Origin of the sequence: Actinacidiphila oryziradicis (genome assembly GCF_005047355.1) — a bacterium.
Lineage (GTDB): Bacteria > Actinomycetota > Actinomycetes > Streptomycetales > Streptomycetaceae > Actinacidiphila > Actinacidiphila oryziradicis.
The window spans coordinates 1-22,893 of sequence record NZ_SUMC01000114.1 but is presented as its reverse complement, the minus strand read 5'-3'; the positions used below and the strand labels follow the sequence as shown (position 1 = coordinate 22,893).

22 protein-coding genes and 4 pseudogenes are annotated in these 22,893 nt (G+C 69.5%); 11 read left to right on the top strand and 15 right to left on the bottom strand.

The features are described 5' to 3' along the window. From FCI23_RS46800 to FCI23_RS46765, 8 genes and pseudogenes are all read left to right on the top strand, one after another. Positions 1-201 (top strand): annotated as a pseudogene (locus FCI23_RS46800) (diaminopimelate decarboxylase); the annotation flags it as partial. A 134-nt stretch (positions 202-335) separates the two neighbouring features. Beyond that, a complete protein-coding gene (locus FCI23_RS46795; RefSeq protein WP_136730118.1) occupies positions 336-425 on the top strand; it encodes a potassium-transporting ATPase subunit F in 90 nt (29 codons plus the stop codon). Further along, positions 425-2,608 (top strand): potassium-transporting ATPase subunit KdpB, encoded by a 2,184-nt coding sequence (gene kdpB / locus FCI23_RS46790; protein ID WP_136730117.1) that lies wholly within the window; start codon positions 425-427, stop codon positions 2,606-2,608. The genes FCI23_RS46795 and kdpB overlap by 1 nt, the downstream gene beginning before the upstream one ends. Positions 2,609-2,610: 2 nt before the next feature. Further along, positions 2,611-3,507, top strand: a complete 897-nt coding sequence (locus FCI23_RS46785) for a potassium-transporting ATPase subunit C (RefSeq protein ID WP_136730116.1) — start codon at positions 2,611-2,613, stop codon at positions 3,505-3,507. 2 nt (positions 3,508-3,509) lie between these two features. Then, entirely contained in the window at positions 3,510-5,168 is a 1,659-nt protein-coding gene (kdpA, locus tag FCI23_RS46780) for a potassium-transporting ATPase subunit KdpA (RefSeq protein WP_136730115.1), read from the top strand. Positions 5,169-5,196: 28 nt separating this feature from the next. After that, positions 5,197-5,697, top strand: coding sequence for a hypothetical protein (locus tag FCI23_RS46775; protein ID WP_211265781.1), 501 nt, complete (start codon positions 5,197-5,199; stop codon positions 5,695-5,697). 85 nt (positions 5,698-5,782) lie between these two features. Beyond that, entirely contained in the window at positions 5,783-6,187 is a 405-nt protein-coding gene (locus tag FCI23_RS46770) for a DUF3592 domain-containing protein (RefSeq protein WP_136730114.1), read from the top strand. 426 nt (positions 6,188-6,613) lie between these two features. Next, a pseudogene (locus FCI23_RS46765) lies at positions 6,614-7,068 on the top strand (CorA family divalent cation transporter); the annotation flags it as partial. Between the two features lie 4 nt (positions 7,069-7,072). Here the strand turns inward: FCI23_RS46765 and FCI23_RS46760 are convergent. From FCI23_RS46760 to FCI23_RS46745, 4 genes are all read right to left on the bottom strand, one after another. Then, a complete protein-coding gene (locus tag FCI23_RS46760) occupies positions 7,073-8,092 on the bottom strand; it encodes a Gfo/Idh/MocA family protein (RefSeq protein WP_136730113.1) in 1,020 nt (339 codons plus the stop codon). Next, positions 8,089-9,090 (bottom strand): Gfo/Idh/MocA family protein, encoded by a 1,002-nt coding sequence (locus FCI23_RS46755; protein WP_136730112.1) that lies wholly within the window; start codon positions 9,088-9,090, stop codon positions 8,089-8,091. Before FCI23_RS46755 ends, FCI23_RS46760 begins: the two co-directional genes overlap by 4 nt. A 313-nt stretch (positions 9,091-9,403) precedes the next feature. Next, positions 9,404-10,210, bottom strand: a complete 807-nt coding sequence (locus tag FCI23_RS46750; RefSeq protein WP_136730111.1) for an SDR family oxidoreductase — start codon at positions 10,208-10,210, stop codon at positions 9,404-9,406. 30 nt (positions 10,211-10,240) lie between these two features. Beyond that, complete coding sequence (locus FCI23_RS46745) at positions 10,241-11,419, bottom strand: phytanoyl-CoA dioxygenase family protein (RefSeq protein WP_136730110.1); 1,179 nt, start codon at positions 11,417-11,419, stop codon at positions 10,241-10,243. A gap of 108 nt (positions 11,420-11,527) precedes the next feature. Between FCI23_RS46745 and FCI23_RS46740 the strand changes: the two genes are divergently transcribed. Next, positions 11,528-12,589 carry a LacI family DNA-binding transcriptional regulator gene (locus FCI23_RS46740; protein ID WP_136730109.1) on the top strand — a complete coding sequence of 354 codons (1,062 nt, stop codon included), beginning with the start codon at positions 11,528-11,530 and terminating at the stop codon, positions 12,587-12,589. A gap of 109 nt (positions 12,590-12,698) precedes the next feature. Here the strand turns inward: FCI23_RS46740 and FCI23_RS64330 are convergent. The 6 genes and pseudogenes from FCI23_RS64330 to FCI23_RS46715 all read right to left on the bottom strand — a co-directional run. Further along, a pseudogene (locus tag FCI23_RS64330) lies at positions 12,699-13,211 on the bottom strand (AMP-binding protein); the annotation flags it as partial. Positions 13,212-13,255: 44 nt separating this feature from the next. Beyond that, positions 13,256-13,348 (bottom strand): annotated as a pseudogene (locus tag FCI23_RS64325) (AMP-binding protein); the annotation flags it as partial. 59 nt (positions 13,349-13,407) lie between these two features. Then, a complete protein-coding gene (locus FCI23_RS46730; protein ID WP_136730107.1) occupies positions 13,408-14,919 on the bottom strand; it encodes a metallophosphoesterase family protein in 1,512 nt (503 codons plus the stop codon). Positions 14,920-15,251: 332 nt separating this feature from the next. Beyond that, on the bottom strand, positions 15,252-15,719 hold the full coding sequence (locus tag FCI23_RS46725) for a nuclear transport factor 2 family protein (RefSeq protein ID WP_136730106.1): 468 nt from the start codon (positions 15,717-15,719) through the stop codon (positions 15,252-15,254). A gap of 128 nt (positions 15,720-15,847) precedes the next feature. Beyond that, positions 15,848-16,675 (bottom strand): alpha/beta fold hydrolase, encoded by an 828-nt coding sequence (locus FCI23_RS46720; protein ID WP_136730105.1) that lies wholly within the window; start codon positions 16,673-16,675, stop codon positions 15,848-15,850. 369 nt (positions 16,676-17,044) lie between these two features. Then, positions 17,045-17,929 carry an SAM-dependent methyltransferase gene (locus tag FCI23_RS46715; protein ID WP_136730104.1) on the bottom strand — a complete coding sequence of 295 codons (885 nt, stop codon included), beginning with the start codon at positions 17,927-17,929 and terminating at the stop codon, positions 17,045-17,047. A 160-nt stretch (positions 17,930-18,089) separates the two neighbouring features. Here FCI23_RS46715 and FCI23_RS46710 point away from each other — a divergent pair, with 160 nt between their 5' ends. Beyond that, positions 18,090-18,500, top strand: a complete 411-nt coding sequence (locus tag FCI23_RS46710; RefSeq protein WP_136730103.1) for a hypothetical protein — start codon at positions 18,090-18,092, stop codon at positions 18,498-18,500. A gap of 27 nt (positions 18,501-18,527) precedes the next feature. Here FCI23_RS46710 and FCI23_RS46705 read toward each other — a convergent pair whose 3' ends face one another. From FCI23_RS46705 to FCI23_RS46695, 3 genes are all read right to left on the bottom strand, one after another. Continuing rightward, positions 18,528-19,592, bottom strand: coding sequence for an LLM class flavin-dependent oxidoreductase (locus FCI23_RS46705; protein WP_136730102.1), 1,065 nt, complete (start codon positions 19,590-19,592; stop codon positions 18,528-18,530). A gap of 89 nt (positions 19,593-19,681) precedes the next feature. Then, positions 19,682-20,137 (bottom strand): MarR family winged helix-turn-helix transcriptional regulator, encoded by a 456-nt coding sequence (locus FCI23_RS46700; protein ID WP_136730101.1) that lies wholly within the window; start codon positions 20,135-20,137, stop codon positions 19,682-19,684. 76 nt (positions 20,138-20,213) lie between these two features. Beyond that, entirely contained in the window at positions 20,214-20,468 is a 255-nt protein-coding gene (locus FCI23_RS46695; protein ID WP_136730100.1) for a hypothetical protein, read from the bottom strand. 163 nt (positions 20,469-20,631) lie between these two features. Between FCI23_RS46695 and FCI23_RS46690 the strand changes: the two genes are divergently transcribed. Then, positions 20,632-21,912, top strand: coding sequence for an ATP-binding protein (locus tag FCI23_RS46690; RefSeq protein ID WP_136730099.1), 1,281 nt, complete (start codon positions 20,632-20,634; stop codon positions 21,910-21,912). 17 nt (positions 21,913-21,929) lie between these two features. On the opposite strand, the gene FCI23_RS46685 is transcribed toward FCI23_RS46690, so the two are convergent. Together FCI23_RS46685 and FCI23_RS46680 are read right to left on the bottom strand one after the other, a co-directional pair. Beyond that, a complete protein-coding gene (locus tag FCI23_RS46685) occupies positions 21,930-22,409 on the bottom strand; it encodes a cupin domain-containing protein (RefSeq protein ID WP_246144721.1) in 480 nt (159 codons plus the stop codon). A gap of 73 nt (positions 22,410-22,482) precedes the next feature. Next, positions 22,483-22,668, bottom strand: coding sequence for a hypothetical protein (locus FCI23_RS46680; protein ID WP_136730098.1), 186 nt, complete (start codon positions 22,666-22,668; stop codon positions 22,483-22,485). Between the last annotated feature and the right edge of the window lie 225 nt (positions 22,669-22,893).

Below are 22,893 nucleotides of genomic sequence, written 5' to 3'. Positions count from 1 at the left end.
GACGGCGTACCACTGCCCGGCGACATACACCCGGGCGACCTGCTCGCCGTCCCCGTAGCCGGCGCCTACCACCTGGCCATGGCCTCCGCCTACAACCTCGTCGGCCGCCCGCCCGTCGTCGCGGTCACCGACGGCCGCGCCCGGGTCCTCGTACGCCGCGAATCACTGGCCGACATGAGCCTGCGCGACATCGGACTGTAACCGCCACCCCTCCGCGCGTACCCCCTCGTCTCCCCCAGCCCTCCGGGCGGACGGCTCCCCCACCGTCCGCCCGGAGCCCTTCCACCGTTAAGTGAGTCCCCCATGCTGTGCAGACACCGACGGACGTGGTCCCGATGAGCGTCGAGAACACTGTCGGCCTGATCGTCGCGTGCTCCCTGACGGGCTACCTGGTCTACGCCCTGATCTTCTCGGAGCGCTCCTGATGACCGCCTCCGCACCGGCCACCAGCCGCGCCCCCGAGCTGGAGACCCAGCCACCCGGTACCGACGACCGGCCGCGCCGCGTCAGCGCCGGAATGCTCGACCCGAAGCAGCTGTGGCGCGCGCTCCCGGAGGCGTTGCGCAAGCTCGACCCGCTGACGCTGCTGCGCAATCCTGTCATGTTCGTCACCGAGGTGGGTGCAGCGCTCACCACCGGAATCGCGATCGCCCGGCCCAGCCTCTTCGGCTGGCTGATCACCGGCTGGCTATGGCTGACAGTGGTCTTCGCCAACCTTGCCGAGGCCGTCGCCGAGAGCCGGGGCAAGGCGCAGGCCGATTCCCTGCGCCGCACCCGGCAGCAGACCACGGCCCACCGACTGGTCGGCTGGGAACCGGGCGCGCCGACGGACGCGTACTTCGAGGAGACCGTCCCGGCGGCGGAACTCCGGCGCGGGGACATCGTGGCAGTGCCGGCCGGCGAGCTGATCCCCGGGGACGGCGACGTCATCGAGGGTGTGGCGAGCGTCGACGAGTCGGCGATCACCGGCGAGTCGGCCCCCGTCATCCGCGAGTCGGGCGGTGACCGCAGCGCGGTCACCGGTGGCACCCGGGTGCTCTCCGACCGGATCACCGTGAGGGTCACACAGGAGCCGGGCGACAGCTTCCTGGACCGGATGATCACGCTGGTCGAGGGCGCCAACCGGCAGAAGACCCCCAACGAGCTGGCGCTGAATCTACTGCTGGTCATGCTGACCTTCGTCTTCCTGATGGCAGTCGTGACCTTGCAGCCCATGGCGATCTTCTCCAAGGGATTCATGGGGGCTGCGCCCGACACGGCGGCGCTGTCCGCGGACGGTGTCACCGGCATCGTGCTGGTCTCGCTGCTGGTGTGCCTGATCCCGACGACCATCGGGGCGCTGCTCTCCGCGATCGGAATCGCGGGCATGGACCGGCTGGTCCAGCGCAACGTCCTGGCGATGTCCGGGCGTGCCGTCGAAGCGGCGGGTGATGTGAACACCCTCCTGCTCGACAAGACCGGCACCATCACCTACGGCAACCGGCAGGCATCCGCATTCCTGCCGGTCGGGGCCGTCCCGGCCGGGCGGCTGGCCAGGGCCGCGCTGCTGTCCAGTCTCGCCGACGAAACTCCCGAGGGCCGCTCGATCGTCGACTACGCACGCGGGCACTACCAGTTGCCATCCCTGGAGGTGCCCGACGGCGCTGAGTGGGTGTCCTTTAGCGCCATTACCCGGATGTCGGGGGTGGACCTCCCGGACGGGCGGAGGCTGCGCAAGGGCGCGGCGGCTGCGGTCGTGCAGTGGGTTCACGAGCAGGGCGGCGCGATACCGGCCATCCTGGAGGATTACGTCGAGCAGGTGTCGGCCTCCGGCGGTACGCCGCTGGCCGTCGCCGAGGCCGGCAGCGGTAGCGGTAGCGAGCCGGCCCGGATGCTGGGCATCGTCCACCTGAAGGATGTCGTCAAGCCGGGGCTGCGCGACCGCTTCGCAGAGCTTCGCCGGATGGGCATTCGTACGGTCATGGTTACCGGCGACAACCCCGTGACGGCGAAGGCGATCGCCGAGGAGGCGGGCGTCGACGACTTCCTGGCCGAGGCCACCCCCGAGGAGAAGCTGGCCCTGATCAAACGCGAGCAGGCCGGGGGGCACCTGATCGCGATGACCGGCGACGGCACCAACGACGCCCCGGCGCTGGCGCAGGCGGATGTCGGCGTGGCGATGAATACCGGCACGTCGGCCGCCAAGGAGGCCGGCAACATGGTCGACCTCGACTCCGACCCCACGAAGATCATCGAGATCGTGGAGATCGGCAAGCAACTCCTCATCACGCGCGGGGCGCTGACCGCGTTCTCCATCGCCAATGACATCGCCAAGTACTTCGCGATCCTCCCCGCGATGTTCGGCGGGGTGTACCCGGGGCTGGATGCGCTGAACATCATGCGGCTGCACTCGCCGTTGTCCGCGATCCTGTCCGCCGTGATCTTCAACGCGATGGTCATCGTCGCGCTGATCCCGCTGGCCCTGCGCGGAGTGCGCTACCGGCCCAGCAGCGCGTCCGCCCTGCTCACCCGCAACCTGTGGGTCTACGGGCTCGGCGGGGTCATCGTGCCGTTCGTGGCCATCAAGCTCATCGACGTCGCCATCTTCCAGTTCATTCCGGGGATCTGACCATGACACCCACCACACGACTCCCGCACTGGGCCTCCCAGAACCTCGCCGCCGCCCGGGTGGTGCTCGTCCTGACCCTGCTGGTGGGCCTGGCCTACCCGCTGGCGATGACCGCGATCGCCCAAGTGCCCGGACTGCGCCACAGCGCGCAGGGCTCCCTGGTCACCGGCTCGGACGGCAGGACCGTCGGCAGTTCGCTGATCGGCCAGTCCTTCACCGACAAACAAGGCAACCCGATCCCCAGGTACTTCCAGTCCCGGCCTTCCAACGCCGGTGCCGGCTACGACGCCACGGCCTCCGGCGCCGGGAACCAGGGCCCCGAAAGCGTCGTGGACACCCTCCCCACCAAGGGCACGCCGGGCAAGCCGAGCCTGCTCACGCAGGTGTGCGCCCGCAGCAAGCAGGTCGGTGAATTGGAGCATGTCGACGGCTCGCGCCCGTACTGCACGGCGGACGGGGTCGGCGCGGTCCTCGGCGTCTCCTACGACCACGGCACCAGCGGCCGCGTCACCCGGGCCGTCAGCCTCAACCAGGCCTGCCCGGCGAAGCCGTTCCTGTCCTCCTACAAGGGCGTCACGGTGGTGTGCGCCAAGCCCGGCCAGGACTACAGCGGCACCGTGACCGTGCCCGTACGCGGCAGCGCCCCGGCGAATCCAGTCGTGCCCGCCGACGCGGTCACCGCGAGCGGCAGCGGCCTCGACCCGGACATCAGCCCCGCGTACGCCAAGCTCCAGGCCCCACGCGTCGCCCGCGAACGCAGCACCAGCCAGGCCAATGTCCTGATGCTGGTCAAGAACTACACCACCGGCAGGGCGTTGGGCGTGCTCGGCGAACCCGTCGTGAATGTCGTCGAACTCAACCTCGCCCTCGACCACACTTACCCGAAGCAGGGGGCCTGACCATGACGGCCTGGATCCAGGCATCACTCGTCATCGCCGTCGTGGTGGGGCTGCACGTCCCGCTCGGCGACCACATGGCCCGCATGCTCGACACCGACGGCGGCGGCAGACACTGGCGGGCCGAGAAGGCCCTCTACCGGGTGTGCGGCATCGACCCGGACAAGGAACAGACCTGGCGGCACTACCTGGTGGCACTGCTGGCCTTCTCCTTCATGAGTATCGCGGCGCTCTTCGCCCTGTTCACCCTCCAGGGTAAACTGCCGTGGTCGACCGGCCACGGGGGCATGCCGTGGCGGCTCGCACTCCACACGGCCGTCAGCTTCACCTCCAACACCAGCTGGCAGAACTACGCCGGCGAGTCCACCACCGGTCATCTCGCCGTCATGGCGGGCCTGGGCACCCAGGCCTTCGCCTCCGCCGCCGTCGGCATCTGTGCCGCCCTCGCTCTTGTCCGCGGCCTGGTCCGGCGCGGCACCGACGACCTCGGCAACTTCTGGGTCGACCTGATACGCACCGTCTTCCGCGTCCTGCTGCCGCTCGCGGTCGTCTCCGGCCTGCTGCTGATCGCGCTCGGTGTCGAGCAGAACCTCGGCGGGGCGCACACCGTCACCACCGTGGCGGGCGGTCAGCAGACCCTGCTCGGCGGCCCGGCGGGCTCCTGGGAAGGGCTCAAGCTTTTCTCGGGCGACGGAGGCGGCATCTTCAACGCCAACAGCGCCCACCCGTACGAGAACCCCTCGGCCTGGACCAACACCATCGAGATCGTGCTGATGCTGCTGATCCCGACCGCCTTCATCCGCACCTACGGCCGCATGATCGGCAGCCTCAAGCAGAGCTGGACACTCCTCGCCGTCGTCGGCATCCTGTTCGGCCTGCTGCTCGCCGCAGGGACCCTGGCGCAGAGCGCCCACACCGGCACCGTCACCGCAGCCGTCGGCGGACAGAGCGAGGGCACCGAGACTCGCTTCGGCATCCCCGGCAGCACCCTATTCGGTATCTCGGCCACAGGGTCGGCGGACGGCGCGGCCAACGCCTCGTACGACAGCTTCTCCAGCCTCGGCGGCGGCGTGCTCATGGCCGCGATGATGCTCGGCGAGATCGCCCCCGGCGGCACCGGCAGCGGACTGTACGGCCTGCTCATGGCCGTCATGGTGGCTGTGTTCATCGGCGGCCTCATGATCGGCCGCACGCCCGAATACCTGCGCAAACGGATCGGGTTCGGCGAGATGCGCTACGTGGTGCTGTACGCCCTGGTCGCGCCCACCGCGATCCTGGCGTGCTCGGCGATCGCGGTGGCACTGCCACAGGGCCGCTCCTCCATGGGCAACACCGGCCCGCACGGCCTCAGCGAGCTGATCTACGCCTATACCAGCAACGTCAACAGCAACGGCAGCGCCATGGCAGGCTTCAACGGCGCCACCGACTTCCACAACCTGCTCATGGTCGCGGCGATGCTGATAGGCCGCTATGTGCCGATCGTCTTCGTCCTGGCCCTGGCAGGACGGCTCGGCAGACAGCAGCCAGGTGTCGTCACGGTCGGCACGCTCCGCGCCCAGGGCGTCAACTTCGTCGTCCTGGCCACTGCGGCCGCCCTCGTCCTCGCCCTGCTCAACTTCTTCCCGGCCCTGTCGCTCGGGCCGCTGGCCGAGGGAATGCGATAGGTGCTGCGGCCGGGCCGTACTGGGCGCCATGGTGTTCGCCGTACTCCTGCCGCCGCGCGTCACCGCGGTCGAGGGATGGCTGGCGGTACGGGGATCCGTGCGCGAGCGGCGGGTATGTACGGACGCCCTGGTGGCGCTGTATTCGTGCGGCCCCGTCGCGCAGCGGCTGGTCCTGCGGGACGCCTACGGCGGGCGTGTGGAGCTCACCCCTCAAGTCCTCGCCGCCAACCCGCTGCTCTGGCATCTGCTGGACGCAGGCGCCCGCCGCTCGCGCGAGCGCGGGATGCTGCGGTCCGGGACCGGCGTACTGCAGGAGCTGGCGGTGGGGCACCTCCCAACGGTAGCTGGGGGAGGATCGACGGCGAGACGGCTCGGGCGGTCCTCAGTGCCTCGGGGCTGGAGTAGTGGTGCGTGCGTACGCTCATGGCTCGAAGCGGTAGCCGATGCCGGGTTCGCGATCGGGGCCCCGGACGTCCCGGAGCAGCTGACGGCCGGTGACCAGGCGGCAGGGACCAGTGTTCAGTTGTGACGGAGGGCCGGACAGGCGCGGCCCTGGCCCCGCCCGCCTGGCGCACACTGGAAGGGCAGATCCCGCAGCGGAGGGAGACCCACGGATGCCGGACGGAGCCGTCGTCACGATGGCTGTATTCACCGCCGCGAGCGGCGCGGCGGCACTGCTGGCGGGCCTTTCCGGGCTACGGGGAATCCGCCGCCTGCGCCGCGTGGGCGTGAACGTGTGGGCGCTGGTCAAACGTGCCGGCCCGGCTGCCGGCGAGGACAGCGTACGGCCGCTGCTGCAGTACCAGACCGAGGACGGCCGGGTCATTGAGGTCGGCTCACCCGCGCCCCCTTCCAAGCGTCATCCCCTGGCCGAGGGCAGTCTCGTACTCGTCAGATACGACCCCTACGACCCCCGCGAACTGCAGCTCCACGGACGCGAGCGGGCAACACTGGAGTACACGATGGTGGGCGCGGGCACCGTCTTCATTCTTCTGGGCGCCGGCCTGCTGCTCGGATAGCCGTCGCACGAGCGCCGACCGCAGTCCAGAGGTGACTGCGTCCGACAGCCGTCCGGGATGTCCTTCAGGCGGCTGTCACCAGTCTGCCCGGGACCAAAGTGGACCGGGGCCTCGCCATCGAGATCTCCGATGACCTTCCGAAGGCCGAGGCGGACCCCGGGCTGCTGGAGCGCGCGTTGGACCACGGCCTGAAGGAAGCCCGAATGGAGTGCCCGTACCGTTCGGCATCGCGCCGCAGGAGCGTCCACGCCCGTCGCGCGCACGGACCGGCGCGTTGCGACCACCAGGCGCCCACTTCCAGGGTCTTTACGGAACCCTGACGCCGGAGGGCCGGGCCGCACGGAACCCGGCGCCTCCCTCCCTGCCACGACACATTTCGGCTCGGCATCCTGGCAGCTCAGCCAGCCGTAGGAGTCCGCCGTGTCGATGATCCCCAACATCCGGAACCTCCGGAAAGCGGTCCGCATGCCACACCTGCGCCACCGGGGCGTGGATCTCAGCCACCCAGGTCTCCGCTCGGCAGCGCCGTGGTGAACTGCGTGGTCTATCGCGACGGCGTACGCCAGACCGGCGACTGCCCGGCGCACGAAGCGATCAGGCAGGTCCGCAAGAAGCCCGGCAACGGCTTCGTATGGATAGGACTGCACGAACCCACCCAGGAGGAGTTCGCCGGCATCGCCGAGCTCTTCGGCCTCCACCCGCTGGCCGTCGAGGACGCCGTCCACGCCCACCAGCGCCCCAAAGTCGAACGCTACGACGACACCCTCTTCGCCGTCTTCAAGACCGTCCGCTACGTCGAGCACGCCGAACTCACCGCCACCAGCGAAGTGGTGGAGACCGGCGAGATCATGGTCTTCACCGGCCCCGACTTCGTCATCACCGCGCCTACACCGGCACCGACGTGCGCGGCCGGGGCGGGAATCCGGCGGCGCGGTAGCAGTCGTCGATCAGCGCCATGGTGGCCAGGGCGTCATCCGCGTCGAGCGGGGGCGGGGTGGTTTCGCGTATGGCGGCGGCGAACGCCTCCAGTTGATACGTGTACGAGGAGCGTCTGCCCAGCTCCTCGACGCGTTCGCCCGCCGGGGTCCGGACAGTGACGCGGTCGTCCAGATGCGGCAGGACGAAGTTGGCCGCGGTCGCATCACCACGGGAGCCCACGAGCCGGCAGGTCATCCGCGTCCGCTCGTACGCCATGTGGCAGCGCGCGGACCCGGTGGCGCCGCCGGGGAAGGCCAGTTCGGCGTCCAGCCACTCGTCCACGTCCGGCGCGCCCACGCGCGGAGAGCCCTGGGCGGCGACCAGACGGGGCGGGCCGCCGGCGAAGGGGGCGAGCATGCGCTGGGCGTGCAGGCTGTAGCAGCCGAGGTCCATCAGGGCGCCGCCGGCCAGGGCCAGCGACCAGCGGGGGTCGGTGGCGGGCGGGGCAGGGATGGAGACCACTGTCTCGACGTGCCGGAGTTCTCCGAGTTCTCCGGAGGCCAGCAGTTCGTGCAGGCGCCTGGTCACCGGGTGGAAGAGATAGTGGAAACCCTCCATGAAGACCGTGCCCGCCTTGGCGGCGGCGTTACGGACCTCGGCGGCCTCCTCCGCGTTGCTCGCGGAAGGTTTCTCGGTGAGGACATGTTTGCCCGCCGCGAGGGCGGCGAGGTTCCACGGCCCGTGCAGTCCGTTCGCGAGGGGGTTGTAGACGGCCTCGACCTCGGGGTCGGCGACCAGATCGGCGTACGAGCCGAGGACCCGTTCGACGCCGTGCTCGGCGGCGAAGGACTCGGCGCGGGAGCGGTCGCGGGCGGCCACCGCTACGAGGCGATGGCCGGTCGCGCGGGCCGGTCCGACGATGGACTGTTGGGAGATGCGGGCGGCGCCCAGCACTCCGATGCGCAACGGCTCGGTTCGTACTGTCATGCGGTGCGTACCTCTTCGATCGTTATGGTTCGGTGCTCGCGCAGCGACAGGGTGCAGGCCTCGGCGATCCAGCCCGCCTCGAGTGCGTCGGCGACGGTGCAGGGGGACGGACGGCGCCCGGCGACGACCTCGGTGAAGGCGGTGAGTTCGGCGCGGTAGGCGGCGGCGAAGCGGTCCATGAAGAAGTCGTGCGGGGTGTCTGCCGGGAATGTGACGCCGGGTTCGACAGAGCGTAGCGGGAGCTTGTCCTCCAGACCGACGGCGATGCTGTCGGTAAAGCCGTGCAGCTCCAGGCGGACGTCGTAACCGCGCGCATTGTGGCGGCTGTTGGAGACCAAGGCAAGGGTGCCGTCGTCCATGGTGAGGATCGCGGCGGTGGTGTCGGCGTCGCCCGCGGCGGCGATGTAGTCGGCGCCCCGGTTGCTTCCGGTGGCGTAGACCTCAGTGACCTGGCGGCCGGTGACCCAGCGGATGATGTCGAAGTCGTGGACCGAGCAGTCGCGGAAGATGCCGCCGGAGGCGGCGACGTACGCGGGCGGGGGCGGCGCGGGGTCCAGGGTGGTGGACCGTACGGTGTGCAGCGGGCCCAATTCGCCGCTGATGACGGCGGCGCGGGCGGCGACGAACCCGGCGTCGAAGCGGCGGTTGTAGCCGATCTGGATCTCCACGTGGCCCGCTTGGACGGCGTTCAGTACCTCGACGGCGTCCTTCATCGTGCGGGCGACGGGTTTCTCGCAGAAGACCGGGACACCCGCCTCGACGGCGGCGAGGAGCAGGCCCGGGTGGGCGTCGGTCGCGGCGGCGATGACGACGCCGTCCACCCCGGCGGCCAGCACCGCCTCCGGCGAGTCCGCCACCTCAGCGCCGAACCGCGCGGCGACAGCCGTCGCGTCCGCGAACGGGTCGGTGACGACGATGGACCCGACCTGGTCCAGCCCGGCCAGCGTCTCCGCGTGGAACGCGCCGATCCTGCCGAGGCCCATGATTCCGATACGCATGGGTGATACCGCTCCTTGATCTTTAGAGGCCGCGCGAATAGGTGGGGCGGCGTCGCGTGCCGATGGGCGGAGTCTGGAAGTGTTGCCGTCGGTGTCGGTCGACGACTCTCCCCCAGACTCCGTCCGGGAGGTGCCCCCACCAAGCTCTCGGCTCCGCTCGAGCAGGGGGCACCCCCATCGCGTCGCCTCCTCCCCCAGCTACCTCCCCCAGCCTTCGGCCGGGAGGTGCCCCCAGGAGGTGCCCCCACCTCCGCCTTGCCAGACTTGCCCATCGCCCCGCTCCTTCCTCCACCCCACCTATTCGCGCGGCCTCTTAGTCGAGTCCGCCGAGGACGTTCTGGTCCCAGTCGATGACCGAGCCGGTGACCACACCGGAGCGGTCGGAGAGAAGCAGGACGACGAAATCGGCGATCTCGTCGGGCTGGCCGAGTCTGCCCATCGGCAGCCCGCGGGCGGCTTCGTCGCGCCAGTCGTCCCCCGCGCCGTGGAAGGTGCGCTGGGTCGCGTCCTCACCCTCGGTCGCGGTCCAGCCGATGTTCAGGCCGTTGATCCGGATCCGGTCCCAGCGGTGGGCGTGGGCGGCGTTGCGTGTCAGGCCCGCGAGTCCGGCCTTGGCCGCGGAGTACGGGGCCAGGAAGGGAGGGCCGCCGTGCGCGCAGTTGGAGATGATGTTGACGATTGTGCCGGGCGCCTTCCGCGCCACCATGTCGGCGACGGCTGCCTGCATGGCGAAGAACGGGCCTTTGAGGTTGACCGCGATATGCGCGTCGAACAGCTCCGGAGTGGTGTCCAGCAGCGACCCGCGGGAGGTGAGCCCAGCCGAGTTGACCAGGCAGTCGATGCGGCCGTGCGCGGCGATCAACTGCGCCACGGCGGCCTTCGCCTGTTCGGCGTCGGCCAGGTCGGCCCGTACGAACATGGCCTTGGCACCGGATGAGGGGCCCTCCCAGCCGTCGGGGCTGGAGGAGGCCAGCTCGGCCACCAGGGCCTCGCCGAGTTCAGGACGTCGTCCGGTGACGGCCACGACGGCGCCCTCGCGGGCGGCAGCGCGGGCGACGGCCGCGCCTATGCCCTGGGTGCCACCGTTGACGAGGACGATTCTGCCCTCAAGAAGTCCCATGAGTGATCTTTCTCCTCGGCTCGGCTCGGCTCAGCTCTCGCGGCGCTTGGCGCCGGCCCGAAGTTCGTCGCGCAGAGCGTTGGGGGTCCAGCCATCGTTGACCGCGCGGCGGACGATGTCCGCCTGGGACAGCGGGGCCAGGCCGTCGACCGGCGGGTCGATGTCGAGGTTGGTGGGGAACGGATAGCCCTCAGCGCAGGCCGAGACCACGGCCTCCAGCCAGTCCCGCCCGGCGCCTTCGGCCTTGCGCTTCAGCAGCACCGGGAAGACCGCGTTCACCATCGCCTCCCGGTTCACCGTCTCCATGGCGCGGCCGAAGGCGGAGGAGACCTGGAGCAGGTTCGCCATGCGCTTGATGCCGGCGGAGCGGTTGGTCCCGGCGGCGTGGAAGAGGGCAGGGTTGAAGAAGACCGCGTCGCCCTTGGCCAGCGGCAGCTGGATGTGGTTCGCCTCGAAGTACTCGTGGAACTCCGGCAGCCGCCAGGCCAGGTAGCCGGGCTCGTACTTCTGGGAGTGCGGCAGATACATCGTCGGGCCGGACTCGACGGGCATGTCGCAGTGCGCGACCGCGCCCTGGAGGGTCAGCACCGGCGAGAGGCGATGGACGTGGGCGGGGTAGGCGGCTGCCACGTCGTTGGGGAGGAAGCCCAGGTGGTAGTCACGGTGCACCGTCTGGGCGGCGCCGCCCGGGTTGACCACGTTGACCTGCGAGGTGATCTGGTAGCCGGGGCCGAGCCAGGCTGTGGAGACCAGGGCGACGATGTCGTTGGCGTAGTAGTCGGTGAACGCCTCCGGGTCGCGCAGCGCCATCTTCCCCATGGCGTTCCACACCCGGTCGTTCGCGCCGGGCCTGGCGAAGTGGTCGCCCGCCGTTGCGCCCGACGCCCGTTGGTCGGCGATCAGCGCGTTGAACGCGCCGGTGGCCCGGTCCACGACCGACAGGTCGGGGAAGGCCCGCCGGAAGACCACGATGCCGGGGCCGTCGGTGAGTGCCCGGACCAGCTCGGCCTGTACGTCCCGGCGACCCGCCCGAGTGGCAGCGGCGGCGCGCAACCGGTCGCCGTCGTAGAGCAGGACATTCCGCTCCGCACGGGCGGCGTACGGGTAGTCGCGCGGGTCGGTGCGCTGCTCGACCAGGGCGCGGAAGCCGTCGAGGTCGCAATCGTTCTCGGACAGCCAGGTCCGGCGGCCTTCGGTGGTGAGGGACATCGGTCGTCCTTTCGAGGATGACGGCGACGGATTGATGTCATTCTTGTTAACGCGCACCCCGCAATCAACCACCAGGAAGCCATCAAATAGCCCTCAAAGGAGCGCGACGTGCCGTCCCACCCCTACCCGATCAGGGAGATCGCCCGTCAGGCAGGGCTGAGCGAGGCCACCGTCGACCGGGTCCTGAACAACCGTGGCGGAGTCCGCGAGAGCACCGCACGGGAGGTGCAGCAGGCCATCACCGACCTGCACCGTCAACGGGACCAGATCCGCCTCGGCGGCCGTTCCTTCCTGATCGACATCGTGATGCAGGCACCCGAACGGTTCTCCTCCACCGTGCAGGGCGCACTGGAAGCGGAACTGCCCGCGCTGCACCCGGCCGTCATGCGCTCACGCTTCCACTTCCGCGAGACCGGCCCCGTCGGCGAGCTGGTCGCCACCCTCGACCGGCTCGCCACGAAGCGGCAGTCCCAGTCCCAGGGAGTGATCCTCAAGGCCCCGGACCTCCCCGAGGTCACCGCTGCCGTCGGCCGCCTCACCACCGCCGGCATTCCCGTGGTGACCCTCGTCACCGACCTTCCGGCGAGCAGCCGGCTCGCGTACGTAGGCATCGACAACCGGGCAGCCGGCGCCACCGCCGCGTACCTCATCGGCCAGTGGCTCGGCGACCGGCCCGGCAATGTGCTCACCAGCCTCAGCAGCGGCTTCTTCCGTGGTGAGGAGGAACGTGAGATGGGCTTCCGCAGCGCCATGCGCACACTGCATCCGCAACGCACCCTGGTCGAGATGACCGAGGGCCAGGGACTGGACGCTACCCAGCGCGAACTGGTCCTCGACGCTCTGAAACGCGACTCCGACATCCGGGCGGTCTACTCGATCGGCGGCGGCAACATCGCCACCCTGGAGGCGTTCGGGGCTCTGGACCGCGAATGCGCGGTTTTCATCGCGCACGATCTCGACCACGACAACACGCGCCTGCTCCGCCGGCGACGGCTCTCCGCAGTACTCCACCACGACCTGCGCCAGGACATGCGCCGCGCCTGCCAGATCATCATGCAGGCCCACCGCGCCCTGCCCGCCGGCACCGCGCCCTCCCTGCCGTCCGCCATCCAGGTCGTGACCCCGTACAACATGCCGCCGGAGGAGCCCAGCACCACGCTCGACGGTTGAACAGCAGGCCATGGGGCGCCAGCCCTACGGGCTTGAGAAGCGCCCCAGCATTCTGGCGCCTCTCGCACACTCCGTCAGCCGGCCAATGCGTGTGGTCCACCACGCACCCTCACGCCCCCGGTGCCGGTGACGACGAGCACGTTGCGCGTCGCAGTTGCCACCCTGACGGCCGGCTCCCTTGCCGAAGGCCGGCGCGAGCCTCAGCCTTCGGACACCGCTGCCCTTGGCGTTCACGACGACGGTCAGCGGGCCGTTGAAGCCGGGGCCGAAGTTCTTGGACAGCAGGTCGTACGCTGTTGCGGATGGGGCGGCCGATGTCGAGCCGGGCGCCGAGCGGGCCGGAGAGCACGGCGGACGTCGACCAGATGGTGGTCTCAGTCGGGCCGTAGGCGTGGTGGGGTTTCGCAGCCGGCCGCGAGGAGTTGCTGGGCCAGCCGGACGGGTACGGGTTCGTCGCCGCAGAGGACCTCTCGGCCGTCGAGTCGAGCGCGGGGCCGACCCGGTCGAGGACGGCCCGCCAGGTCGTCGGGGTCGCCTGGACGGTCCGGACGTCGTGCCGTTCGACCAGGTCACGCAGCACCGTGCCGTCGGTCCTGGCCGCATCGGGGGCGACCACCACCCGGCCACCGCAGTACCGGCGCCGAGTCCGGCGACGAAGTGCGCGGCAGCGTTGGCCAGGGCGAGGTGGCTGACGAGGGTCCCCTCGGGTTTTCCGGTCGAGCCGGAGGTGTAGACGAGGTACGCGCACGCGGACGGGTCGGTCCGGGGCGCCGGGCCGCAGGTCGCCTACCCAACGGACGTGGCGATCCCGCGGAAGATCAGGCGCCGTCGGTCGGCGGCAGCGCGATGAGGAAATCGTCCTCGACCGGCGGGTCGAGCTCCTGGTCCCGCAAGCCGGTGGCGGCGAAGCACCGCACCCGCACAGCGGTCGGGCTGACATCCAGGCGCAGAAAGCTCTTGAAGAACGGCGGGCTGTAGGTGGCCGAGCCCGGCGAGAGCACCTGGGTGAGCGCCCTGCGGACGGGGAGCCGCACGCGGGCCCTGCGGTGCGGGCGTGGGGCGACGCCCAACACGGTCGCGACGAAGCGGGTACGCAAGGTCACGGGGGCGCCGGTGGCCCGGATGGGCTTGACGGCCAGACGCCGGGCGATGACCGCCGACGCCTCGTCCGGAGTCAGGTCGAACAGGCGGCGCATCCGCAGCCGGCGCCCATAGAGCCTGCTGTAGAACGCCAGGGAGTCGCCGCGCATCGGGTAGCAGCGGAACTGTTCCTCGGTGACGCCGCCGACCGCCACCCGGGGGATGGTGTGGGTGGCGTGCATGAAGGCCCCGCCGCCGCCGGAGACGACGTACTCGATCCTGCGGCCGTCCACGTCGACTGGGTAGTGCTGGTAGTTGTGAATGTCGCCACCGATCGCCGCTACGAAGTTGCGGGTCGGATCGCGGACGATCTCGTCGACCGTGCCGCCGCCCTCGATGGCGCACGGGTGGTGCTCGCCGTCCACATATATGGGCGAGCCGGTGACGAGGATCTTGGGCCGGGACCCCAGAGAGACCCGCCGCAGCCACTCGCCCTGTTCCCGGTCGATGCCGCCGAGCAGCCCGGTGTCGATGCCTATGATCCGTATCGGGCCCGAGTCGAGCGCCCAGTACGGTCCGGGCTGGGACGCCGCCTGCGAGGCGGCGGACCGCATCAGCCGGGCCTCGTCCAGGCGGGCGTCGTCCGGTTCATCGGGGCTCTTCCACAGCAGCGTCCGCCACCAGGCTGCCGTCAGCGGCCGCGGGCGGGCTGCGGGCGGCAGCGCCGGGGCGCGGCAGAAGACCCGCATGAAGCCGGTGAGACCGTCGTACCAGTCGTGGTTTCCGGGGACGGCGTAGATCGGGGCGTCGTAGTCCCGGTAGGGCTGGAAGAACTTGGTGCCGTATTCGTTGGCACTGCCGACGGGATAGATGACGTCGCTGGAGAGCACGGCATAGCGGGTGCCGGCCCCGGCCTTCAGCAGGCCGGGCACCACGGCGTACTGCGGATCGTCGCCCTCGCCGGTGTCCGCGATGTAGATGAAGGAGTACTCGTCGGGGTCGTCGCGCTCGATCACCAGGTCCGCGGTGGCAGCTCCGCGGTCCAACTGGCCCCGCACCCAACGCTGTCGGTCGGTTCCGGTCGGGTCGCCCAACAGCGCGGCGAGCGGACCGTTGCGTGCCTTCCACAAAGTGGCCGGGTTCAGCCACGACAGTTTCGCCACATGAGCCGGCATCAGCTCCCGGTAGGAACCGGGCTTCTGGCTCTGCCAGCCGGCACCGGCCAGGGAATCACGTGAGGAGGCGGACACGGGCGCACTGTAGCAACCCGCGTGCGGCCCTGAGCAACTGGTGTGCGATCCGGCACGGGAACCCCCCTAGCGGTCGGCGTGGAACCGCCGCCGACGGACGGTCCACTCCCCCGGCTCCGGGTCCGGCGCCGGAGGAACCGCCGGTCCGCGTACCGGCGTCCCTGATCCGCACCCTGCGCGGCCTGGCCGTGGACCTACGCTCCCAGCCCCGGCACCTCATGCCGCCAGGTGGTCCTGCCGCACCGGCGTCGGCCACACCTGCGAGACCGCCGTGCTCCCGGGCGCCGTCCGGGCGGGCTGCCCTTCCGGACCACCGGACGCGTAGCGACCGCTCAGAGGCCGAGGTCGCTCAGCTCCGGGTGGTCATCCGGGCGACGCCCCAGAGGCCAGTGGTATTTCCGCTCCGCCCCCTGGATGGGCAGGTCATTGATGCAGGCGTATCTGAGTCGCATCAGGCCCTGCTCGTCGAACTCCCAGTTCTCGTTTCCGTAGGAGCGGAACCAATTGCCCGAGTCATCGTGCCATTCGTAGGCGAAGCGGACGGCGATCCGGTTTTCGGTGAAGGCCCACAGTTCCTTGATCAGCCGGTAGTCGAGCTCCCTGGACCACTTCCGCTTGAGGAACGCCACGATTTCGTCGTGTCCGGTCGCAAACTCCGCCCGGTTCCGCCAACGTGAATCCTCCGAGTAGGCAAGCGCCACTTTTTCGGGGTCCCTGGTGTTCCAGCCGTCCTCCGCCAGTCGGACTTTTTCCATGGCCGTCTCGCGGGTGAACGGGGGAAATGGAGGGCGTGCCGTCATCTCTTCTCCTCAGTGACTCCTCTTGTCGCATCGATCAAAGTCCGCTACTGCCTTGCCGGCTCGGACCTGGACGGCAGACAGGCCGGAGACCCCGGCCGTGCAGCCGGCAGGGGCTGATGTCCTGCCGCTCAGCTGCGTGCGAAGGCCAGCAGATCGGCGTCGAACACGTCCTTGAACGGAGCGACCATCGACAGGCCGTGCGGGGCTCCCGGGTACACCTTCAGCGTGGCGTCCTTGACGAGGTTCGAGGATTTCTCGGCGGCCGCCACGATGGGGACGATCTGGTCGTCGTCGCCGTGCGCGATGAGGGTCGGAATGTCGAACCCCTTCAGGTCCTCGGTGAGGTCGGTCTCGGAGAACGCCTTGATGCAGTCGTACGAGCCCTTGATTCCCACCTGCATGCTCCACAGCCAGAACGCGTCACGGGTGCCCTGGGAGACGGTCGCCCCGGTGCGGTTGGCACCGTAGAAGGCCGCGCTGAGGTCCTGGTAGAACTGCGAGCGGTCGGTCGCGACGCCCTTGCGGATCTCGTCGAAGACTTCGACCGGCAGTCCCTCCGGATTCGCCTCCGTCTTGAGCATCAGCGGCGGGATCGCGCTGAGGAGGACGGCCTTGGCGACCCGGTCGGTGCCGTGGCGGCCGATGTAGCGGGTCACCTCGCCGCCGCCGGTCGAGTGGCCGACCAGGATGATGTTGCGCAGATCCAGATCCTCGATCAGCCGCGCCAGGTCGTCGGCGTAGGTGTCCAGGTCGTTCCCGTTCCACGGCTGTCCGGAGCGTCCATGCCCGCGCCGGTCGTGGGCGATGGCACGGAAGCCATTGTCCGCCATCAGCTGGGTCTGAGGGTCCCAGGCGTCCGCGTTCAGGGGCCAGCCATGGCTGAACACGACAGGCTGCCCCGCTCCCCAGTCCTTGTAATAAATTTGCGTCTCGTCTCTCGTCGTGATGAAAGACATGGCGTGGTCCTCTCGATTGAATCGACATGGGATGCCACGGCCGCGTGAGGCCCGGAAGTCCGGAACGCTGGAGGTGTCACGGCCAATGAGCCGGATCGGCGCCGCCATTTGAATCCGCCCGAACGTCGGTGAGGAGCGTTCGCCGCCGATGAGCACAAGATTGCTGAACGGTCGCAAAGCGCACCCACGCCGTTTACGCTACCCGACAAGCCGAATATGCGCGCGCCAGCTGGGTGCAAGGACAACCCAGCTCGCGAAATCGCCCCCCCTCCAGCCAGACCTCGCCGGCCATGGGGTAGCCGGGCACCTCTCACCACAGAGCGAACCGCATCTCTCCATCCGCGGCGATGGCCTTTCGAGCGGCAACGGTCAGGGCTTGTACGCAAGCAGTCCGTAGATGTTGATGTCCTCGTCCGTGACGTCGCGGATGTCCTGGTACAGCGTCTTGTCCAGATCCTCCAAACCGTCGATGTACTCCTGGCTCGGCCTCTCCGCCGCGCTGATGTCGGAGACGTGGTCCGGCCGCCAGCGGTGGACCTGGACGATGCCGGGCTCGACCAGCTCCAACTCGTTTTCGGTGACGAACCGTTCGATCTCCTCCCGCGAGCGCAGGATGAAGGTGAGCCCGCGCTCCTTGAGGGAGCGGGCGACCTCGACGCTCCCCGCGCTGAGATCGGCGGTGAGATGGCTGAGCAGCACGTAGCTGCCCGAGGGCAGGGCCGACACCAAGCGCCGGACGGCGTTGTAGGCCTGCTCGTCCTCCACGAAGTGCAGGACAGCGAGCAGGACCAGCGCGATCGGCCGGCTGAAGTCCAGGGTCTTCTCGGCCTGTTCGAGGATGGTCGCCGGGTCGCACAGGTCCGCGTCGATGTAGTCGGTCTTGCCCTCCGGACCGCTGGTGAGCAGAGCGCGGGCGTGAGCCAGGACCACCGGGTCGTTGTCCACATACACGATCCGGGCGTCCGGGATGATTCCCTGGGCGATCTGGTGGACGTTCCGCTGCGTCGGCAGGCCGGTACCGATGTCCAGGAACTGCCGGATGCCCGCCTCCCCGGCGAGGAAGCCGATGGCCCGGCGCAGGAGATCGCGGTTGTGCCGTATGTCGAGGTAGCCACGGGGGTGGGCCACGAAGCCGGCCTTGGCGGCTTCCCGGTCCACGGGGTAGTGGTCCTTGCCACCGAGGAACACGTCGTACACCCGCGAGGGGTGAGCTTTGGCCGTGTCGATCCTCTTCGCGGGCGCGTCGTCGTTCATACGTTCAATCTAGACGCCAACGCCGCGGTGGCGCTCGGCAGTTCGCCAGATCTCGTACGCCACGTGCGCGTTGCAGACGAAGGCGCCCGCGCGACCTGTCCCGCCTTCGGGAATTGACGCGCGCGCCTCGTTGACGGGCGCTTCCGCCGATCGCCCGCGAGTGTGTTCGGCACCCTTCTCGACCGGTCCGCGGGCTCGTTCCGCCTGGGCCCCGCCGAGGCCCAGGTACCTGCCAGCCGTCGCTACCTGCCCGATCCTGGAGACCACCGGGCAGACCCGCACCGCCTGGCTGCTCCTCACCGACTTCCTCGCCGTCGGCCCCTGGCACCGCACCCGCGAACGCCCGGCACTGCACCGGCGCGTCCCCGGCGACTTCGACGCCGACCACGTCCTGGTCCGGATCGCCATCTGCGTGTACGGCGGCGTCGAGATCGCCCTGGACTGCGAACCCGCCTTCGACTACGACCGCACGGACGCCACCTGGGAGTACACCGCGGCCCGGATACGTGTCAGCGCTGTCGCGCGAAGCCAGGGCACAGGAGGCCAGGGCCTGCACAGCGACGACCAGTAGGCGGACGCGGCACCGCGCTCGTAGGCGTCAGGAGCCCATCATCTCGCGTACCAGCGGTGCCACCTTGGTGCCGAACAGCTCGATGTTGGTCATGAGCGCGCCGTGAGACATTCCGTTCATCCCGTATTTCAGATCGAAACGGGTCGCGTTGAGGTCCTTGAGCGTCGCTGTGATCTTGCGGGCTACGGTTTCGGGCGATCCGATGTGCAGCGCGCCGCCGGGCCCGACATCGCGCATGAGGCTCTCACGGGTGGGGGTGCGGAAACCGCGCTGCTTGGACACGCTTCGTATCGTGGCTTCGAAGGCGGGCAGGAACTCCTCCACTGCCTGTTCGTCGGTGGCGGCGACATGGCCGGGCGCGTGGACGCCGACAGGCCGCCGGGGCTGTCCGAACTTCTCCAGTGCTTGCTGGAACAGCTGTGAGAACGGCGCGAAGCGGGCTGTCTCGCCCCCGATGATCGCGAGCATCAGCGAGAACCCGTACCGGGCGGTCCGGATGACCGACTGGGGGCTGCCGCCGACGCCGATCCAGGTCGGGATCGATCCCGATTCGCTGTGCGGGTAGATGGAGAGTCCGTCGAGGGACGCGCGGGTGTTGCCGGACCAGGTGACGGGCTTCTCCTGGAGAAGCTCGGCGAACAGGCTGACTTTCTCCTCGAACAGTTCCTCGTAGTCGCTCAGGTCATAGCCGAAGATCGGGAAGGACTCGGTGCTCGATCCCCTGCCGAGGATCACCTCGGCCCGACCGCCGGACACGGCGTCGAGGGTGGCGTAGCGCTGGAAGACGCGGACGGGGTCGTCGGAGCTGATCACCGTCACTGCGGAACCGAGGCGGATGTGCGATGTGCGCGACGCGATGGCCGCGAGCACAACGTCGGCGGCCGAGAGCGGCATCGAGTCGGTGTGGTGCTCCCCGATGGCGAAGTGGTCCAGGCCGGCCCGGTCGGCAAGGACCCCCTCCTCGACGAGATGGCGGATGGTCTGGCCGTGCGACAGCGGCTTGCCTTCGGCGTCGTTCGTCACATCACCGAACGTGTCCAGCCCAAGCGCGATGTCTCCCCCATCTGTTTGGCCGGTCGAAGGGTTGGTCATGTCGTACTCCTTGGATCTTGTGACGAGAGCGTCCTCGGGCGCACAGCCAGGGGCATGCTGTGGCCGGCCGGCGCGCAACACCAGGGGGGTCAGGTCGCGAAGCGCCGCAGTGCGTGGATGAGCTGGGTCAGGTCAGTGCCTTCGACGTGGTCGAAGACGTGGCGCCGGGCACTGGCCAGGTGAGCGGGCCACGCCTGCTCCAGCCGGGCGAGGCCCGCATCGGTGAGGACGGCGTTCCACCCGCGTGCGTCCTCGTCGCACCTGACCCGTTCGATCAGTCCCTGCTTCTCCAGGCGGGTGACGATGCGGGTCATCCCGCTCAGCGAGACATTGCCGACGGCGGCGAGCTCGCTCATGCGCATCAGCCGGTGCGGGGCCTCGGACAGATGCATCAAAGTCGTGTACTCGGAGAGCGGCAGGCGCTGCTCGCGCATCATGTCGGCGTCGATCGCGCGGGGCAGGACGATCATCACCCGGCCGAGCTCGCGCAACAGCGTTTCCTCGTCCGGAGTCAGGGGTGGCAGCGACTGCTCGGCGGTAGACATAGATGCAACGAAGCAAGTGCTAGCCTAGTTACTTGACGCGCGTCCACAGTGGGCGGCGCGGGTGCGGCGGGGATGGTCAGGGCCGAGCCCGGAGGCTGTTGATCTCCGCGCTGGCGAGAACGCGCGGTCCTCGCCCCTGCGGTCTGGTCACTGCGAGCATGGCGCGGCCCAGCGTGTCCGTCGTGGTCGTGTGCCGCAGGAACGGCCGGTGCAGCAAGGGGTAGAGCCACGACGTCGAGGCATACACCAGACGGTAGGAGCGGGTCCGGGGGCGTGCGCCATGCCGTGGCTGAATGTAGGCCGGGCGGAAGACGTAGGCACGGAAGGGCATGGCCGGCAGTGCGTCCTCGGTTCGGCCCTTGACCTGCCCGCCGGTTCGACGGACGTCTGATCAGCGCGGAGAATGAGTATGGCAGGGTGCCGCCTCGGTAGGGAGCAACCAGAGCGCCGGTGAGGCAGTGAGGCGGTGGCGGCCTGCCGGCAAGGTGGTGGCGATGCCGACGTGGCGATTGCGGGACTTCCACGACGAGGATCTGGACCGCGCTATCCAGATCTGGGATCAGGACCGGCAGGCGGACGAGTCAGCCGCCGTGTTCCCCGTCTCTGAGGTCATGGCGGCGGCCCGGACCGGTGGGGCCGCCGTGGTCGCAGTGGTGGGCGATGACATGGTGGGCATGGCAGTGGCGCAGGCCCAGGGCGAGCGGGCCTGGATCATGCTGGTGGCGCTGGCAGGGCTGTGGCGTAAGCGCGGGATCGGCAGCGCCCTGATTGCCGAGCTCGAGCGGCGCCTGCGAATGCAGGGGGTACGCCGGATCGGTGCACTGCTTGCCCCCGGGGCCACCGGAACCGCGGCCCTGGAGAACTCCGGCTATCGCGCTCGCGCCGGATTGATCTACTACGAGAAGGTCGAGCATCTCGGCGCGAGCGATGCCGGTCTGCTCGCGGAGCTCGGCGGGAGGGTGCTACCGCAGGGCTTGTGGAGTGCCCTCGCGGGGATGGAGCGGGAGAAGGAAGCCATTGAGCGGCGGATCGTGCTGCCGCTGGCCGAGCCGGCGCTGGCCGACCGGTACGGGGTGACGCCGCCGAAGGCGGTCATCCTCTTCGGGCCGCCGGGCACGGGCAAGACCAGCTTCGCCAAAGCCGTCGCCTCCCGGCTGGAGTGGCCGTTCGTGGAACTCTTCCCCTCCCGGCTCGCGGCGGGAGCCGCCGGGAACCTGGCCACCTCGCTACGGGAGACGTTCGCCGAGCTGGCCGAGCTGGAGACCGTTCTGCTGTTCATCGACGAGGTCGAGGAGATCGCCGGCATCCGGTCCGGCGTGGCCGTCGATCCCGGCCACGGAGTCACCAACGAACTGCTCAAGCTGATCCCCGGCTTCCGCGACCACGACGACCGCCTGCTGATCTGCGCCACCAACTCCGTCCGCTCCCTCGATCCGGCGTTCCTGCGCCCCGGCCGGTTCGACTACGTCATTCCGGTCGGTCCCCCCGACCCGGTCGCCCGGGCGGCGATCTGGCAGCGTTACCTCGGCCCCGCCGCCGACGGCACCGAGTTGCACCGGCTGGTGGCGGCCAGCGAGATGTTCACACCCGCCGACATCGAGTTCGCCGCCCGCAAGGGCTCCCACACCGCGTTCGAGCGCGAAGTCGCCGACCCCCAAGGCGCGCCGGCCAGCACCGAGGACTACCTCGCCGCCATCGCCGACACCCGGCCCACACTCACCGACCAGGCACTCACCGACTTCAAAGAGGACATCGAGCACCACGTGCGCCTGTAATGCCCGCGCTCCGGCGCTCACTCCGGGCGGACGCCCTCGTAGTCCTCATAGTCGAAGCCCGGGGCGACCACGCACGTCACCAGGACCGGCTCCTCCCCCGCGGGCTCGGCTGTCTGCCAGGACCCGCCGGGCACAAGGAACTGTGGCTGTTCGCCCCTCTCGATACCGCCCCCTACCATCGCCTCGACAGCCCCCGCCTCGTTCGGCGTCCCGCCCTGGCCTCCGAGGCGCATCCGAAGCGGCCCGCCCCCGTGCCACAGCCACAGCTCGTCCGAGCGCACCCGGTGCCACCGTGATACCTCGCCGGGATGCAGAAGGTAATAGATACCCGTCGCGAACGCCCCCGCCCGGCCGTACCCGTCAGGGACCGCTTCAGCCGGAGTTCTCCATGTCTCCCGGAACCACCCGCCCTCGACATTCGGCTGAAGGCCGAGAAACTCAACAAGCCCAGAAATTTCTGGACCCCCTCCAACACCCCCAATTGTAGTTGGGGGCACTGTCCGGAAACTTCGGGGCACCTCACCCCACCGAAATGCGAATCCGCCGCCCAAGGCCGCTTGACGACAGGCCCTAACGCCGACGCCGACGGTACCCCGACCAGCCCGAGCTCGTGCCGAGACCGCCGAGGTGCGCGGCGAGCAGCGTCAGCCCGACCAGCAACAGGCTGGTGGGGGTGAACACCGCGTCGGTCGCAGTGCCGGTGGCATTGATCAGGAACGCGATCGCGAACACCACAGCCGCAACAATGGCCAACATCGGAACACTCCCAGCGTCTTCGGGGGCACGGTCGCGCCCTTCTCTCAACCGGGTTCCCCGAACCGCCGGTCCAGTCCATCCAGGCGCCCCATACCGGATCTTCGAATTTAGGCGGGCAACGTGGCGGATCGCTGGCCCGGTTGTGACGTTGAGCGACGGTCTTGGGGTTCCGGCGCCCTGGACGCAGTGAGCCCGCAGGCGTCCGTGATCATGGTTGTTCTCTAC

What these genes read in the sequence shown, in the direction of transcription:
- FCI23_RS46795 (WP_136730118.1), top strand. Translation starts at nt 336, where the DNA reads ATGAGCGTCGAGAACACTGTCGGCCTGATCGTCGCGTGCTCCCTGACG.
- kdpB (WP_136730117.1), top strand. Translation starts at nt 425, where the DNA reads ATGACCGCCTCCGCACCGGCCACCAGCCGCGCCCCCGAGCTGGAGACC.
- FCI23_RS46785 (WP_136730116.1), top strand. Translation starts at nt 2,611, where the DNA reads ATGACACCCACCACACGACTCCCGCACTGGGCCTCCCAGAACCTCGCC.
- kdpA (WP_136730115.1), top strand. Translation starts at nt 3,510, where the DNA reads ATGACGGCCTGGATCCAGGCATCACTCGTCATCGCCGTCGTGGTGGGG.
- FCI23_RS46775 (WP_211265781.1), top strand. Translation starts at nt 5,197, where the DNA reads ATGGTGTTCGCCGTACTCCTGCCGCCGCGCGTCACCGCGGTCGAGGGA.
- FCI23_RS46770 (WP_136730114.1), top strand. Translation starts at nt 5,783, where the DNA reads ATGCCGGACGGAGCCGTCGTCACGATGGCTGTATTCACCGCCGCGAGC.
- FCI23_RS46760 (WP_136730113.1), bottom strand. Translation starts at nt 8,092, where the DNA reads ATGACAGTACGAACCGAGCCGTTGCGCATCGGAGTGCTGGGCGCCGCC.
- FCI23_RS46755 (WP_136730112.1), bottom strand. Translation starts at nt 9,090, where the DNA reads ATGCGTATCGGAATCATGGGCCTCGGCAGGATCGGCGCGTTCCACGCG.
- FCI23_RS46750 (WP_136730111.1), bottom strand. Translation starts at nt 10,210, where the DNA reads ATGGGACTTCTTGAGGGCAGAATCGTCCTCGTCAACGGTGGCACCCAG.
- FCI23_RS46745 (WP_136730110.1), bottom strand. Translation starts at nt 11,419, where the DNA reads ATGTCCCTCACCACCGAAGGCCGCCGGACCTGGCTGTCCGAGAACGAT.
- FCI23_RS46725 (WP_136730106.1), bottom strand. Translation starts at nt 15,719, where the DNA reads ATGACGGCACGCCCTCCATTTCCCCCGTTCACCCGCGAGACGGCCATG.
- FCI23_RS46720 (WP_136730105.1), bottom strand. Translation starts at nt 16,675, where the DNA reads ATGTCTTTCATCACGACGAGAGACGAGACGCAAATTTATTACAAGGAC.
- FCI23_RS46715 (WP_136730104.1), bottom strand. Translation starts at nt 17,929, where the DNA reads ATGAACGACGACGCGCCCGCGAAGAGGATCGACACGGCCAAAGCTCAC.
- FCI23_RS46705 (WP_136730102.1), bottom strand. Translation starts at nt 19,592, where the DNA reads ATGACCAACCCTTCGACCGGCCAAACAGATGGGGGAGACATCGCGCTT.
- FCI23_RS46700 (WP_136730101.1), bottom strand. Translation starts at nt 20,137, where the DNA reads ATGTCTACCGCCGAGCAGTCGCTGCCACCCCTGACTCCGGACGAGGAA.
- FCI23_RS46695 (WP_136730100.1), bottom strand. Translation starts at nt 20,468, where the DNA reads ATGCCCTTCCGTGCCTACGTCTTCCGCCCGGCCTACATTCAGCCACGG.
- FCI23_RS46690 (WP_136730099.1), top strand. Translation starts at nt 20,632, where the DNA reads ATGCCGACGTGGCGATTGCGGGACTTCCACGACGAGGATCTGGACCGC.
- FCI23_RS46680 (WP_136730098.1), bottom strand. Translation starts at nt 22,668, where the DNA reads ATGTTGGCCATTGTTGCGGCTGTGGTGTTCGCGATCGCGTTCCTGATC.